The sequence below is a fragment of the Pseudomonas sp. CFBP 8758 genome (assembly GCF_014841725.1).
Lineage (GTDB): Bacteria > Pseudomonadota > Gammaproteobacteria > Pseudomonadales > Pseudomonadaceae > Aquipseudomonas > Aquipseudomonas baltica.
Genome location: NZ_JACYUK010000004.1, coordinates 360512 through 374593, shown reverse-complemented (window position 1 = coordinate 374593; position 14082 = coordinate 360512). Strand labels below are relative to the sequence as shown.

Here is a 14082-nt window from a genome sequence, read left to right as displayed (position 1 = left end):
GCGACGAGGAAGTGCGGTGAAGAAGATCGCGGTGTTCGCCGATGTACAGAACCTTTACTACACCGTGCGCCAGGCCTACGGCTGCCATTTCAACTATGCCGCGCTGTGGGCCGACATCGGCCAGCGTGGGCAGATCGTCGAAGCCTATGCCTACGCCATCGACCGTGGCGACAGCAAGCAGCAGCAGTTTCAGCAGATCCTGCGCAACCTCGGCTTCACGGTCAAACTCAAGCCCTATATCCAGCGCAGCGATGGCTCGGCCAAGGGCGACTGGGACGTGGGCATCACCATTGATATCATGGACGCCGCCGATCACGTCGACGAAATCGTGCTTGCTTCGGGCGACGGCGACTTCGACCTGCTGCTCGACCGCATTATCGGCAAGCACGGGGTCGAGGCCGTGGCCTATGGGGTTCCGGGCCTGACCGCCAACTCACTGATCCGCGCCGCCACCCGCTACGTGCCCATCGAAGGCGCGTTGCTGCTGAAGAACTGAGGTTTCACCGCTTTGGAACGCATTGCTGTCATCGACTTCGAAACCACTGGCATCTCGCCGAACATGGGCTGTCGCGCCACGGAAATCGCCGTGGTCATGCTCGAGCGCGGCGAAATCGTCGGGCGCTACCAGAGCCTGATGAACGCCGGCCTGCCCGTGCCTGGCTTCGTTGCCAGCCTCACCGGCATCACCACGGCCATGGTGCGCAAGGCACCACCGGCCGCCGAGGTCATGGCCGAAGTGGCCGAGTTCGTCGGCAGCACGCCGTTGCTTGCGCACAATGCTTCCTTCGACCAGAAGTTCTGGGACCACGAGCTGAGCCTGCTGCGACGGGCACGGGTGCAGAGTTTCGCCTGCTCGATGTTGATGGCCCGCCGCCTGTTCCCTGGCGCGCCGAATCACAAGCTGGGCACCTTGACCCAGTGGGCGAAACTGCCACACACCGGCCAGGCTCACCGGGCCATGGCCGACGCCGAGATGGCCGCCAACCTGACCCAGCACCTGGCGCTGGAACTGCGCGAGCGCCACGGGCTGGCCGAGGTGTCCCATGGGTTGTTCTGCACGCTGCAGAAAGTGCCGATGGCGAAGATGCGCGAGGTTTTGCAGAAGCATCGGATGGGGTAGGGCTGGAGGGCCTCTTCGCGGGTAGAAGGGAGTGCCGCCCGCGCCGTTCCCATCAGGAAAGAATAAAAACACACCATGGATGACCTTTGAAATGCCTGCCAAGTCCCGCTTCCCCCTGCTGCTTATCGGCGCTTTTCTGGCCCTGTACTTCGTCTGGGGCTCGACGTACCTGTTCATCCGTATCGGCGTCGAGTCCTGGCCACCGTTGCTGATGGCCGGAGTGCGCTTTCTCATCGCTGGAACCCTGCTGTACAGCTTCCTGCGCCTGCGCGGGGCGCCCAACCCCAGCTGGCCGCAATGGCGCGCAGCCGGGTGCGTGGGCATCCTGCTGCTCAGTTGCGGCAATGGTGGGGTCACGGTCGCCGAGCACGCCGGGGTGTCCTCCGGCGTAGCGGCGCTGGCCGTGGCCACCGTGCCGCTGTTCACCCTGTTCTTCGGCCTGTTTCGCGGCCAGCGCAATACTCGTCTGGAGTGGGCCGGCATCGTCCTCGGGCTGATCGGCATTGGTCTGCTCAACCTGGGCTCCAACCTGCAGGCCAGCCCGCTGGGCGCCGCCTTGCTGATTTTCGCAGCGGCCGCCTGGGCCTTTGGCTCGGTATGGAGCCGCAGCCTGCCATTGCCCCAGGGCGCCATGGCAGCAGCGGCGGAAATGCTCATCGGCGGCGCGGTGCTGCTGCTCGGCAGCCTGATTTCCGGCGAGCGCCTGCAGCAATGGCCGACCGCCGCCGGCTGGGGCGCGCTGGCCTACCTGGTGTTCTTCGGTTCGATCGTGGCCTTCAGTGCCTATATGTACCTGCTCAAGCACGTGCGCCCGGCAGCTGCCACCAGTTATGCCTACGTCAACCCGGCAGTGGCCGTGCTGCTGGGCATTCTCTTCGCCGGCGAGCACATCGGCGTCGAGGAGTGCGTGGCGATGGCGGTGATCATCGGTGCGGTGGTGTTGATCGGGGTGCCGCAATGGCGCAAGGCGAAAGCGCTGCCGACAGGGTAAACTGCCGGCCATTGCGAAACATCTTCTGACGGTAGACCCATGACATTCGCCACCCTTGGCCTGATCGAACCCCTGCAGCGCGCCCTTGAAACGCTTGGCTACCAGACGCCGACCCCGGTGCAGACCCAAGCCATTCCGGCAGTGCTGGCCGGCCGCGACCTGATGGCTGCGGCCCAGACCGGTACCGGCAAGACCGCCGGTTTCGCCCTGCCATTGCTGCAGTTGCTGGCCATGGAAGGGCCCAAGGTGGCGAGCAATTCGGTGCGCGCGCTGGTGCTGTGCCCCACGCGCGAGCTGGCCGAGCAGGTCCACGCCAATATCGTCGAGTACGGCGAGCACCTGCCGTTGAGCACTTATGCCGTGTACGGCGGGGTCAGCATCAATCCGCAGATGATGAAGCTGCGCAAGGGCGTCGACCTGCTGGTGGCGACGCCTGGGCGTCTGCTCGATCTGTATCGGCAGAACGCGGTCAAGTTTTCCCAGCTGCAGACCCTGGTGCTGGATGAAGCGGATCGCATGCTCGACCTGGGCTTTTCCGAGGAGCTGCGCGACATCTATGCGGCCTTGCCGAAGAAGCGTCAGACCTTGCTGTTCTCGGCGACCTTTTCCGATGCCATTCGCTTGCTCGCCGGGCAGATGCTCAACGACCCGCTGAGCATCGAAGTCAGCCCGCGCAACGTGGCGGCCAGCTCGGTGCAGCAGTGGATCGTGCCGGTGGACAAGAAGCGCAAGGCCGAGCTGTTCTGCCATCTGTTGAAGAAGCAGCGCTGGAAACAGGTGCTGGTGTTCGCCAAGACCCGTAACGGCGTCGACGCGTTGGTCGAGAAGCTGCAAGGTCTGGGTGTCAACGCTGATGGCATCCACGGCGACAAGCCCCAGGCCACGCGCCAGCGCGCGCTGGATCGCTTCAAGGCCTCGGAGGTGCAGATCCTGGTGGCCACCGATGTTGCCGCGCGCGGCCTGGACATCGAAGACCTGCCGTTGGTGGTCAACTTCGACCTGCCCATCGTCGCCGAAGACTACATTCACCGCATCGGTCGCACCGGTCGCGCCGGGGCCACCGGTGAGGCTATCTCGCTGGTCTGCGCCGACGAAGTGCAGTTGCTGTCGGCCATCGAAACGCTCACCCGGCAGACGCTGAAGCGCGTCGACGAGCCAGACTTCGTGCCCGACCATCGCGTGCCGGACACCGATGCCAGCGGCCAGGTGGTGAAGAAACCGAAAAAACCGAAGAAGCCCAAGGTCAGTGGCAGCAAGAAGAACCTGGGCAAGTGGGTCGACAGCGGTGACTCACCGGTGGATGCGGTGCCGGTGGTCAAGCCAGTGCGCAAGGTCCCGGTGTTCAATACCGGGCCGCGCAAGCGCAAGCCTTGAGGTGTGTGGGGGCCTCTAGGCCCTCTGCCCGCGAAGAGGCCCTCGAGGCAAACATCACCCCCGCGCCAGCCACTCCAGCACGCCATCCGCCGCGCGCCGCCCGCTGGCGAAACAGGCTGTCAGCAGATAGCCGCCGGTAGGCGCTTCCCAGTCCAGCATTTCACCCGCGCAGAAGGTGCCTGGCACGGCGTTGAGCATCAGGTGCCGATCCAACCCTTGCAAGTCCACACCGCCCGCCGTGCTGATGGCCTCGTCGAGCGGCCGCACGCGCACCAGCGTCAGCGGCAGGGCCTTGATCGCCAAGGTCAGCGCATCGAGGTCGGCGAAGGCTTGCGCATCGGTCAACTCCCGCAGGAGGCCGGCCTTCACCCCTTCCAGGCCCAGTTGCCCCTGCAGGTGCCGGGCCATGCTTTTAGACCCCCGCGGCTTGTGCAACGCGGCCCGAACCTTATCCACAGGACGATCCGGCAGCAGGTCCAGATGCAGGGTCGCTTTGCCAGTGCGGTTGATCGCCTCGCGAATCCCGGCTGACAGTGCATACACCAAACTGCCTTCCACCCCTGTTTCGGTCAGCACGAATTCACCCCTGCGCAAGGGCTCGCCAGCCAGCCCGAGGGCAACGTTCTTCAGCGGTGCGCCGGCGAACTTCTCCCGCAGCAGCGCGCTCCAGCCCGGCACTTCGAAGCCGCAGTTGGAGGGTTGCAGCGGCTTGATCGGTACACCGCGATCATGCAACCACGGCACCCAGGCGCCGTCGGAACCCAGCCGCGCCCAACTGGCGCCACCCAATGCCAACACCGTGGCATCTGCACGTACGGCCAACTCGCCTTGTGGATTGGCAATGCGCAAGCTGCCGTCGGCGTTCCAGCCCAGCCAGCGGTGGCGGGTGTGGATAACCACGCCGGACTCGCGCAGGCGCTTGAGCCAGGCCCGCAGCAACGGTGCGGCCTTCATGTCGGCGGGGAACACCCGCCCGGAGGTGCCGACGAAGGTGTCGATACCCAGGCCATGAATCCATTCGCGCAGCCGTGACCCATCGAATGGGTCCAGCCATGCTCGAACGTCCTGCGCACGTTCCGCATACCGTGAAACGAAAGCCGGGTAGGGCTCGGAATGGGTGATGTTCATGCCGCCGACGCCTGCCAGGAGGAATTTGCGGCCCACCGAAGGCATGCCGTCGTAGACGTCGACGGCCACGCCGGCAAGGCTCAGCACTTCGGCGGCCATCAGGCCCGCCGGGCCGCCGCCGATCACGGCGACGCGAGGGGAAGAAGAGTGCATGTAAGCGGATCGACAGGGAAAGAACGAGAATTCTACACGGCTCGTTCCGCTCCTGTATCCACAGGCGATGTTGATCAATTTTTGATCAGCTTCTTGAAAGCCCCACAGCGCAAGGCCTGCAGCCTGTTTTGCGCAGGTTATCCACGTGCGGTTGCACAGCGGATGTGGGTAACTCGCGCTTGCGCGTGCAAAACCGCTCGACATCACTGATCAAAAAATGACCGCTTCGCCCATACCCCCGCCTGTACGGCACGCCAGGCGCTTATGCGCAGATTATCCACAGGCAGTTGCACAGCGATTGTGCGTAACTTATCCACCGCTGCGCTGGTGTGCATAACTCATACGGTCAGGAAGAACACCATCAACAAGGGCCCGACCACCGTCAGCAGAAAACCGCTGACCAGGGCCACCGGGAGCAATTCGGGCGGACACTTCTGCTTGATGATCGGCAAGGTCGAATCCAGGGAAGTGGCACCGCCTGCAGCGATGCATTGCAGCGGACGCCGCGCGCCCAGGCTGTAGAGCAGACCGATGGCGAGGATCTCGCGGAACAGATCGGTCAGCAGGGCCATGGCGCCGAAGGCTTCACCGGCATGGTGGCCCACCAGCACGCCGGACAAGGTGAACCAGCCAAAGCCACTGGACAGCGCCATGGAAATGGCCAGCGGCTGGCCGGTGGCCCAGGCCGCGAGCAGGCCGCCCAGCAGCGAGCCGATCACCACCATCGCGGGAATCTTCAGCGTGCGCAGCGAGTACCACGACGGGTCGGGCCGGACTCCGTAGAGGTCCAGCCCAACCAGCACGATCAGTACATAGAGGAAGTAGCTGGTCGAAGGCCAGGCGAAACCCGAGCCGTCGGCCGCGCCCCACAGGTGATACATGCCGACGCCCAGCGCCAGGGCGAGCAGCGCGATCAGACACTCCTTGAGCGGTGGGACAATGCCCGCCAGCCCCTGGCGCGCCGACGCTGGGTGGGCCACTGCAGCAGCGGTGCCCCACGACAGCATCAACCAGGGCACGGCGGTGGTGAGCAGGGCGAAGACCAGCGCGGTGAGCGCCGATTCGCGTGCCGAGTTCAAGGCGCCCAAGACATTGCCGAATTCGTAGCCGATCGAAAACAGCAGCAGCCAGATGAATGGGGTGATCAGCTTCACCAGCCGCTGGCGCAGTGCGGGGCTGATGAAAATTGCCAGCAGCCAGCCGCCGGCCAGCGCCAGCAGAATGGGCAGGAGTGAAGCGACGATCGAAAGCATTGTTGCAGGCCTTGTGCAAAATCCATTGGAGTGGTGCGGGTGACGAAGGCCGGCATTATTCCAGATGCGCAGCGCGTTCGGCTGGGCTTTTTCCAGGTAACGGCACCTGGGCCATGACCCGGTGCCGCCTGCTGCCATGGGTCAGTCGTCGGCCTGGATACGACCGATCACGGCGCCTGCCTCGAAGTAGTCACCGGCCTGCTGGCCGATGCTTACGCGGCCTGCACACGGGGCCAGTACCGAGCTTTCCATCTTCATCGCTTCGACCACTGCCACTACCTGGCCGCTGGACACCGTCGCGCCGTCTTCCACTACCCAGGTGTGCAGGTTACCCGCCACCGGGGTGAGCAAGGCCTGGGGATCCACGTCTGCAGCGGCCGTTGCATGCGGTGGGGCCGCGGCCGGCGCATTCAGGCTCATGCCACGCAACAGCGCGCTTGGCAGGCCGAGGGCGTGGCGCTTGCCATCGATCTCGACGAAGGTGCGCAGAATGTCCGTGTCGGCCACGGGTGCGGCCCGCGGCGCAAGGCTGATGGTCTCGGCGAAGTCGGTTTCGATCCAGCGCGTGTGCACGGCAAAACCGTCGCTGCCGGTGAAGTCCGGGTGATCCATCACGGCGCGGTGGAACGGCAGCACCGAGGCGATCCCCTCGATACGGAACTCGGCCAGGGCGCGCCGGGCGCGGGAAATCGCCTGCTCACGGGTGGCGCCGGTGACGATCAGCTTGGCCATCATCGAATCGAAGTGGCTGGGCACGCTCGACCCGCTGCTCACACCGCTGTCCAGGCGCACGCCTGGGCCGAACGGCGGCATGAACTCGTCGATCTGGCCGGGAGTGGGCAGAAAGCCCTTGCCCGGATCCTCGGCATTGATGCGAAATTCGAAACTGTGACCGCGCGGCGCCGGGGTTTCATCGAACGACAGCGGCAAGCCGTCGGCGATGCGCAGTTGCTCGATCACCAGGTCCACGCCGGTGGTCTCTTCGGTGACCGGGTGTTCGACCTGCAGGCGCGTGTTGACCTCCAGGAACGACAGGGTGCCATCCTGGCTGAGCAGGAATTCGACCGTGCCGGCGCCGACATAACCGGCCTTGACGCAGATGTCGCGGGCCGATTGATGAATACGCTCGCGCTGCTGTTCGGTGATGAACGGCGCGGGCGCTTCTTCCACCAGCTTCTGGTTGCGGCGCTGCAGGGAGCAGTCGCGCGTGCCCACCACCACCACCTGGCCATGCTTGTCGGCCAGTATCTGCGCTTCGATGTGCCGGGGCCGGTCGAGAAACTGTTCCACGTAGCATTCGCCACGGCCGAAGGCGGCCTCTGCCTCGCGCACCGCCGAGGCGAACAGCTCAGCCACCTCGTCCAGGCGCCAGGCGACCTTCATGCCGCGCCCACCACCCCCGAATGCGGCCTTGATGGCGATGGGCAGGCCGTGCTGTTCGGCAAAGGCCAGCACTTCGTCGGCGCTTGCCACCGGCCCCGGCGTACCGGCAACCAGAGGCGCGCCCACGGCCTGGGCGATCTTGCGCGCTTCTACCTTGTCGCCGAGCACATCGATGGTTTCGGGATTGGGGCCGACCCAGATCAGCCCCGCGTCGATGACCGCGCGGGCGAAATCGGCTCGCTCCGAGAGAAAGCCATAGCCGGGATGCACGGCGTCTGCGCCACTGCGCCGGGCCACCTCCAGGAGTTTCCCGATGTTCAGGTAGGTTTCGGCAGGCCGCTGGCCATCGAGCCCGTAGGCTTCATCGGCGTGCCGAACATGCAGGGCGTCGATATCGGCATCGGCGTACACCGCCACGCATTGCACGCCATGGTCGCGGCAGGCACGGGCGATGCGCACGGCGATCTCGCCGCGGTTGGCAATCAGGAGTTTTTTCATGGAAGTCTTTCCACATCGGCAGGGGAAGAAGGGGCTGGCGCGGTGGGCTGGATGTCTTCGAAGGCGGCCACCGGGTTGAAGCGGATCCGTGCATTGACCGGTATCTGCCCTGCCAGGTCGAGGTGGTAGCTGGCGACCACGGCGATGACCGGGTAGCCGCCGGTCAGCGGGTGGTCGGCCAGGAACAATACGGGCTGGCCGCTGGCCGGCACCTGGATCGCGCCCACGGCGGTGCCTTCGCTGGGCAGCTCCTGCGGGTTGCTGCGCGTAAGCGGCGTTTCACCGGCCAGGCGGATGCCGACGCGGTTGGATTGCGGGGTGACCTGCCAGTGCTGGCTGCTCAAGCGCTCGATGGCATCGGCGGTGAACCAGTCGCTGCGTGGCCCCATCAGCACATCCAGGGTGACGATGTCGGCCGTCTTGGGCAGGGCGAACGCCGGGGCTTCGCTCAGCGACACGCTGGTGCCGCCCGTAGGCGGGGTGAACCCCAACTGGTCTCCCGCAGCCAGGGCGGGCGGGCCGACCTGGGCCAGGGTGTCGGTCGACAGGCTGCCGAGCACCGGCGCCACGTCGAAGCCGCCGCGGATCGCCAGGTAGCTGCGCAGCCCGGCGCTGGGCGTACCCAGGGTGACCGTGTCACCCGATACCAGTTCGAGGGGTCGATAGTTGTCCACAGGCCATTGCAGGCCACTGGCGCTGGTCAGGGTAACCGGGGTTTGCGCGCCGGTGACGGCGATCACGGCGTGGCCGTGGCAGACGAAGCGCAGGCCGCCGAGCACGGTTTCCACGCAGGCCATGTCCGAGCGGTTGCCGACGGCGCGGTTGGCGGCCCGCAACGCGCCCAGGTCCAGCGCACCGGAGCGGGACACGCCCTGGCCGGTCTGGCCAATGCGGCCGGTGTCCTGCAGCACACTGTGCAGGCCGGGGCTGAGAATCTGCAGGTACGCGCCGCTCGGTGGCAGGGCCGCAGCGGGCTGGCTGGGCACGGGCAAGCCACCTACAGGCAGCGGCCCGGCATCGATGAAACGTACCTTGTAGCCGGGGCGCAACAGAGCCGGTTCAGTGCGCTCCAGGTCCCACATCTGCAAGGGCGTGACGCCGATGATCTGCCAGCCACCGGGGCTGGCCTTGGGGTAGATACCACTGAATTCGCCGGCCAGCGCCACGGCACCGGCCGGAATGCGCGTGCGCGGCGTCTGCCGGCGCGGCACCTGGAACCCGGCGCCGCCGGTCAGGTAGCCGAAGCCTGGCGCAAAGCCGCAGAACGCCACGCTGTAGTCCTCGGCGGTATGGCGGCGGATCACTTCGTCGCGGCTGATCTGCAGCAGCGCGGCGACCTCGTCGAGGTCTTCGCCGTTGTAGTGCACGGGAATTTCCACCCGGCGCTGCTCGGCGGCCCGGCGTTGGCCCAGGTCCTGACGGGCGACGTGGTCGACCAGCGCCTGGCGGGTAATGGCGCTGGGGCGGAACTGGATCAGCAGCGTCCGCGCGGCCGGGATGATCTCTTCCACCCCCGCCAGCGGCTCGGCGCTCAAGGCGTCGAACAGGGCCAGGGTCTGCTCCAGGTCGCTCAGCTCGACCAGCAGGGTGTCCAGGTTGACCGGTAGAAAACGCACGGCAATCTCCTAGACGTGGTACGTGCTGTCAGGCACGTCGGTGATGAACATATGGCCCGGCGAATGGGTGATGGCGAACGGCACGCCCGACGCCATGACCGCCGCCTGGGGCGTGACGCCACAGGCCCAGAACACCGGCACTTCGCCCGGTTCGATGCGCACGGCTTCGCCGAAGTCGGGATGGGCCAGGTCGGCGATGCCCAGCAGCGCCGGGTCGCCCACGTGCACCGGCGCGCCATGCACCGAGGGATAGCGGGCGGTGATGGTGCAGGCTTCGGCCACGCGGTCGGCGCGGATAGGGCGCATGGACACCACCATGTCACCGCGCAGCCGCCCGGCCGGGCGGCAGGCACGGTTGCTCAGGTACATCGGCACATTGCTGCCGTCGGCGATGTGCCGGACTTCGATACCGGCTTCCTGCAGCGCGGTTTCGAAGGTAAAGCTGCAGCCAATGAGAAAGGTCACCATGTCGTCGTGCTCGGCCCAGGCGGGGCGGGCGTCGCTGATCTCTTCGGCCAACTGGCCGTTGCGCCAGACCCGGTACAGCGGCAGATCGGTGCGCAGGTCGGCGCCTTCTGCCAGTACGGTGTGCGGGCTGCCCGCATCGGTGACGTCGAGGATGGGGCAGGCTTTCGGATTGCGCTGCGCGTACAGCAGGAAGTCATAGGCCCAGTCGCGGGGCAGGGCGATCAGGTTGGCCTGGGTCATGCCCGGCGCGATCCCGGCAGAAGGTGCAACCAGACCACCACGGTAGCCCGCGCGCGCTGCGCGGGCGGCGTCGACAGCGCGCCGGGCGGCGAGCTTCAGGGCGCTCACGGTCGGTCTCCGGCAAACGCTTGCAGGCGCATGTTCGCCTGCTCCATTACCCGGCGCAGCTCACGGGCCATGGCCACGGCGGCCGGGCTGTCGCCGTGCACGCAGATCGAGTCGGCCTGGATGCGCGTGATGCTGCCGTCGATCGCTTCCAGGGTGCCGTCTTCGACCAGGCGCAGCATGCGCTGGGCGATGAGTTGCGGATCGTGCAGCACCGCGCCCGGCTCGCGCCGTGAAACCAGCGTGCCCTCTGGGGTGTAGGCGCGGTCGGCGAAGGCCTCGGCAATGCAGGTCAGGCCTTGCTCACGTGCCAGTTCGATCAGGCTCGAGCCGGCCAGAGCCACCAGCACCAGGCGCGAGTCGACGGCGCGGATCGCGGCGATCACCGCCAGCGCCTGACGGCGGTCGTGGGCGATGGTGTTGTACAAAGCGCCATGGGGCTTCACGTAGCTGACGCGGGTGCCGGCGGCCTGGGCCAGGCCCTGCAGGGCACCGATCTGGTAGATCACGTCGGCGGTCAGCTCGTCGCTGGCCACATCCATGTTGCGGCGGCCGAAGCCGACCTTGTCCGGGTAGGACACATGGGCGCCAATGCTGACCTGCCGGGCCGCGGCAGCCTTGAGAGTGCGCAGGATGCCGGCCGGATCGCCGGCGTGGAAGCCGCAGGCAACGTTGGCGCTGGTGACGATGTCGAGCATGGCATCGTCGTCGCCCATGCTCCAGGCGCCGAAGCTTTCACCCAGGTCGCTGTTGATATCGATGCTTGGCATTGCAGAGATTCCTTGTAATTGTTCTGGCTCATACGACCTTGAGGAAGGCAAAGATCGGCCCGACCGATTTGATCGCCATGTACCAGGTCAGCAGGCACGTCAGCAGGCCCAGCACCAGCAGCCAGCGAGGGTAATGGTAGCCGCCCATCAGGTCGGACCGGCGCCAGCCCACGTAGATGAAGATGCTCAAACCGATGGGCAGGATCAAGCCATTGAAACCACCCGCGAAGAGCAGCAGCGCGGCAGGCGCCGTGCCCATCAGGACATAGATCAGCAGCGACACGGCAATGAACACGGTGGTGGCACGGTTGCGTGCCTTTTCGCTGATAGTGGGCGAAAAAACAGTGATGAACGAGATGGAGGTATAGGCCGCACCGATCACACTGGTAATGGCGGCCGCCCAGAGAATCAGGCCGAAGATGCGCAGGCCGAACTCGCCTGCGGTGGCCTGGAAGGCCTGCGCCGCTGGATTTGCGCCCTGACCCGAAATGTCGATGACCACGCCACTGGCTACCACGCCAAGAATGGCGAGGAAGAGGATGTAGCGCATGAGGCCGGTGACCAGGATGCCGCTCAAAGCCGCCTTGTTCACCGCCTGTAGATTCTCGATCCCGGTGGTGCCGCGATCGAGCAGGCGATGGGCGCCGGCGTAGGTGATGTATCCCCCCACCGTGCCACCGACGATGGTGGTGATGATGGCGAAATCCACGGTTTCCGGCAGGATGGTTTGGTACAACGCCTGACCCAGCGGCGGGTTGGAAGCGAAGGCGACGAACAGCGTCATGCCAATCATCACCAGGCCCAGCACCACAATCATTCTGTCCACGGCCAGGCCTGCACGGCGAGACAGGAAAATTCCGATGGCCATCAGCGCACTCAAGGCGCCCCCCCATTTCGGATCCAGCCCCATCAGTGCATTCAGGCCCAGGCCTGCACCGGCAATGTTGCCGACGTTGAACACCACACCGCCGAAGATGACCAGTACGGCCAGCAAGTAGCCGCTGCCTGGAATCGCCTTGTTGGCGATGTCGGCCGCCCGCATGCGGGTCAGCGTGACGATGCGCCAGATGTTCAACTGGACCACGAAGTCGATGAGAATCGACGCCAGGATGCCGAACGCGAACGCCGCGCCCATTTTTGCCGTGAACGTGGCGGTCTGAGTGATGAAGCCCGGGCCGATGGCCGAGGTCGCCATCATGAAGATCGCGGCGATCAGGGAAGAGCGACGCGCCTTGGTGAAATCCTTGGCGGTCTGTGTCGCGGCTGTCTGTGTCACGGCATCGTTCCTGCGATGGGAGATGACAGGGACAGAGCAATGAACATGCCAGAGCCTGTCGATCCGGCGGAAGGTGTTGATCTGTATGCTTTGGATTGTTCAACAATACGTTTTGAAGTAACCCACAATGTGCACCAGTTTGTAACGCTTGCAAGGAGCGCTGTTACTTAATGATGCACAGAAGTGCCATTCGCCTTGCCTGAGATCTGGCAGTGGGTGAACATCGAATCGACTTTTCCGACCCTGGACCGTACATGAACGACCTCTCACTTTCTGCGCCTCGTTCCCTGGGTGAATCCATTACCCAGGAGATTCGCCGGATGCTGGTGGAAGGTGAACTGGTCCCTGGCCAGCGCCTTTCCGAGGCTGCCCTGGCGGAAACCCTGCAGATCTCGCGCAACACCCTGCGCGAGGCCTTCAGGGGCCTGACCCGTGAAGGCTTGCTCAAACACGAGCCAAACCGCGGCGTGACCGTGGCGGTGCCCGACATGGCGTCGATCATCGACATCTACCGGGTACGCCGCTTCATCGAGTGCCAGGCCCTTGCCCAAGGCTATCCGCTGCACCCAGGCACCGTGCGCATGCGCGAAGCGGTTGCCATGGGCAAGCAGGCGGGCGAGGCCAAGGACTGGAAGGCCGTGGGTACGGCCAACATGATGTTCCACCAGGCGGTCGTCGAATTGGCCGACAGCCCGCGCCTGGAGGCGTTCTATGCGCAGATATCGGCGCAATTGCGGCTGGCCTTCGGCTTGCTCGACGATCCGCGCTTCCTGCACATGCCCTACCTGGACATGAACGGTTGCATTCTGCATTGCCTGGAAGAGGGGCGTGCGCAAGAGGCCACGCAGTTGCTCGAGGCCTATCTGGTGCGTTCGGAGCGTACGGTGCTGGCCGCCTGGGAGCGCAGTACCCGGCGCTAGCCCGCCAGGCCGAGCGAAACGCGTCCGGTCGAAATGGCTGCTCGACATGCCTGCATGCGCCGTTGGTCTTGCCGTGAAAACTCCCTTGCCACCTCGCGTTCGAAATGAGCGGGAAGGTGCTTGCCAGGCCGAATCGGGTCGGGGCGGGCGGGTATCGACAAGGAATCAGCAATGAGCGGGATCCTCCAACTTGAAAGTGCGCGACTGATCTTGCGTCAGTGGCGTGACAGCGATCTGCCCGCGTTTGCCGACATGTGCGCCGATCCGCGGGTCATGCGTTATTTTCCCGAAACCTTGGGACGGCTGCAGAGCGCAGCGGTCATCGGTCGTGTGCGCGGTCACTTTGCCGAATTGGGCTATGGCCTGTGGGCGCTGGAGCGCAAGGACAGTGGGCAGTTCATCGGCTTCGCCGGGCTGGGCCAGGTAGGTTTCGATGCGCCTTTTGCCCCGGCTACCGAGATTGGCTGGCGTCTGGCCTATGAGCATTGGGGGTTGGGTTTCGCCAGTGAAGCGGCCTGGACCTGCCTGGCTTGCGCCTTCGATCGCTTGGGGCTGGATGAGGTGGTGGCGTTCACGGCGGTGGCCAATGTGTCGTCGGAAAAGGTGATGCAATCGATCGGCATGTTGCGCGACCACGAGGGCGACTTCGACCACCCGAACCTGCCCGGGCATGAATTGCAGCGGCACATGCTGTACCGCATCACCCAGGATCAGTGGCAGCACACCCGCTAGCGCTCCCACAGGTGTCCGCAGTACAAGTGTCCGCTATCATTGCGCCCATTTGGTT

The 14082-nt window shown here is 65.3% G+C and carries 13 protein-coding genes; 6 read left to right on the top strand and 7 right to left on the bottom strand.

Annotated elements, in window-relative coordinates; translation table 11 throughout:
* Positions 1–16 precede the first annotated feature (16 nt).
* From IFT75_RS11125 to IFT75_RS11110, 4 genes are all read left to right on the top strand, one after another.
* A complete protein-coding gene (locus IFT75_RS11125; RefSeq protein ID WP_043192734.1) occupies positions 17–496 on the top strand; it encodes a LabA-like NYN domain-containing protein in 480 nt (159 codons plus the stop codon).
* Positions 497–508: 12 nt separating this feature from the next.
* Positions 509–1120: a 3'-5' exonuclease gene (locus IFT75_RS11120; protein WP_192054806.1), complete on the top strand. Its 612-nt coding sequence runs from the start codon at positions 509–511 to the stop codon at positions 1118–1120.
* 91 nt (positions 1121–1211) lie between these two features.
* Positions 1212–2111, top strand: coding sequence for a drug/metabolite exporter YedA (gene yedA, locus IFT75_RS11115; RefSeq protein ID WP_192054804.1), 900 nt, complete (start codon positions 1212–1214; stop codon positions 2109–2111).
* Positions 2112–2150: 39 nt separating this feature from the next.
* A complete protein-coding gene (locus IFT75_RS11110; protein ID WP_185795171.1) occupies positions 2151–3485 on the top strand; it encodes a DEAD/DEAH box helicase in 1335 nt (444 codons plus the stop codon).
* 54 nt (positions 3486–3539) lie between these two features.
* Here IFT75_RS11110 and IFT75_RS11105 read toward each other — a convergent pair whose 3' ends face one another.
* The 7 genes from IFT75_RS11105 to IFT75_RS11075 all read right to left on the bottom strand — a co-directional run bounded on the left by IFT75_RS11105 (position 3540) and on the right by IFT75_RS11075 (position 12375).
* Positions 3540–4766 (bottom strand): TIGR03862 family flavoprotein, encoded by a 1227-nt coding sequence (locus IFT75_RS11105; protein ID WP_192054802.1) that lies wholly within the window; start codon positions 4764–4766, stop codon positions 3540–3542.
* A gap of 338 nt (positions 4767–5104) precedes the next feature.
* Positions 5105–6019, bottom strand: coding sequence for a lysine exporter LysO family protein (locus IFT75_RS11100; RefSeq protein WP_192054800.1), 915 nt, complete (start codon positions 6017–6019; stop codon positions 5105–5107).
* Between the two features lie 141 nt (positions 6020–6160).
* A complete protein-coding gene (locus tag IFT75_RS11095; RefSeq protein WP_192054798.1) occupies positions 6161–7900 on the bottom strand; it encodes an acetyl/propionyl/methylcrotonyl-CoA carboxylase subunit alpha in 1740 nt (579 codons plus the stop codon).
* Positions 7897–9516, bottom strand: coding sequence for a 5-oxoprolinase/urea amidolyase family protein (locus IFT75_RS11090; RefSeq protein WP_192054797.1), 1620 nt, complete (start codon positions 9514–9516; stop codon positions 7897–7899). The genes IFT75_RS11095 and IFT75_RS11090 overlap by 4 nt, the downstream gene beginning before the upstream one ends.
* 9 nt (positions 9517–9525) lie before the next feature.
* The gene (locus IFT75_RS11085; protein ID WP_197975864.1) at positions 9526–10323 is read right to left on the bottom strand and encodes a putative hydro-lyase; all 798 of its coding nucleotides are present in this window, start codon (positions 10321–10323) and stop codon (positions 9526–9528) included.
* A gap of 5 nt (positions 10324–10328) precedes the next feature.
* Positions 10329–11099, bottom strand: a complete 771-nt coding sequence (locus IFT75_RS11080; protein ID WP_185795176.1) for a LamB/YcsF family protein — start codon at positions 11097–11099, stop codon at positions 10329–10331.
* Positions 11100–11127: 28 nt separating this feature from the next.
* Positions 11128–12375 (bottom strand): NRAMP family divalent metal transporter, encoded by a 1248-nt coding sequence (locus tag IFT75_RS11075; protein WP_185795177.1) that lies wholly within the window; start codon positions 12373–12375, stop codon positions 11128–11130.
* Positions 12376–12629: 254 nt separating this feature from the next.
* On the opposite strand from IFT75_RS11075, the gene IFT75_RS11070 reads away from it, so the two are divergent.
* Both IFT75_RS11070 and IFT75_RS11065 read left to right on the top strand, forming a co-directional pair.
* Complete coding sequence (locus tag IFT75_RS11070; RefSeq protein ID WP_185795178.1) at positions 12630–13295, top strand: GntR family transcriptional regulator; 666 nt, start codon at positions 12630–12632, stop codon at positions 13293–13295.
* Positions 13296–13466: 171 nt separating this feature from the next.
* Positions 13467–14027, top strand: a complete 561-nt coding sequence (locus IFT75_RS11065) for a GNAT family N-acetyltransferase (RefSeq protein ID WP_185795179.1) — start codon at positions 13467–13469, stop codon at positions 14025–14027.
* Positions 14028–14082: the final 55 nt, after the last annotated feature.

Coding starts and splice junctions, on each gene's coding strand:
- yedA (WP_192054804.1), top strand. CDS start 1,212: ATGCCTGCCAAGTCCCGCTTCCCCCTGCTGCTTATCGGCGCTTTTCTG.
- IFT75_RS11110 (WP_185795171.1), top strand. CDS start 2,151: ATGACATTCGCCACCCTTGGCCTGATCGAACCCCTGCAGCGCGCCCTT.
- IFT75_RS11105 (WP_192054802.1), bottom strand. CDS start 4,766: ATGCACTCTTCTTCCCCTCGCGTCGCCGTGATCGGCGGCGGCCCGGCG.
- IFT75_RS11100 (WP_192054800.1), bottom strand. CDS start 6,019: ATGCTTTCGATCGTCGCTTCACTCCTGCCCATTCTGCTGGCGCTGGCC.
- IFT75_RS11095 (WP_192054798.1), bottom strand. CDS start 7,900: ATGAAAAAACTCCTGATTGCCAACCGCGGCGAGATCGCCGTGCGCATC.
- IFT75_RS11080 (WP_185795176.1), bottom strand. CDS start 11,099: ATGCCAAGCATCGATATCAACAGCGACCTGGGTGAAAGCTTCGGCGCC.
- IFT75_RS11070 (WP_185795178.1), top strand. CDS start 12,630: ATGAACGACCTCTCACTTTCTGCGCCTCGTTCCCTGGGTGAATCCATT.
- IFT75_RS11065 (WP_185795179.1), top strand. CDS start 13,467: ATGAGCGGGATCCTCCAACTTGAAAGTGCGCGACTGATCTTGCGTCAG.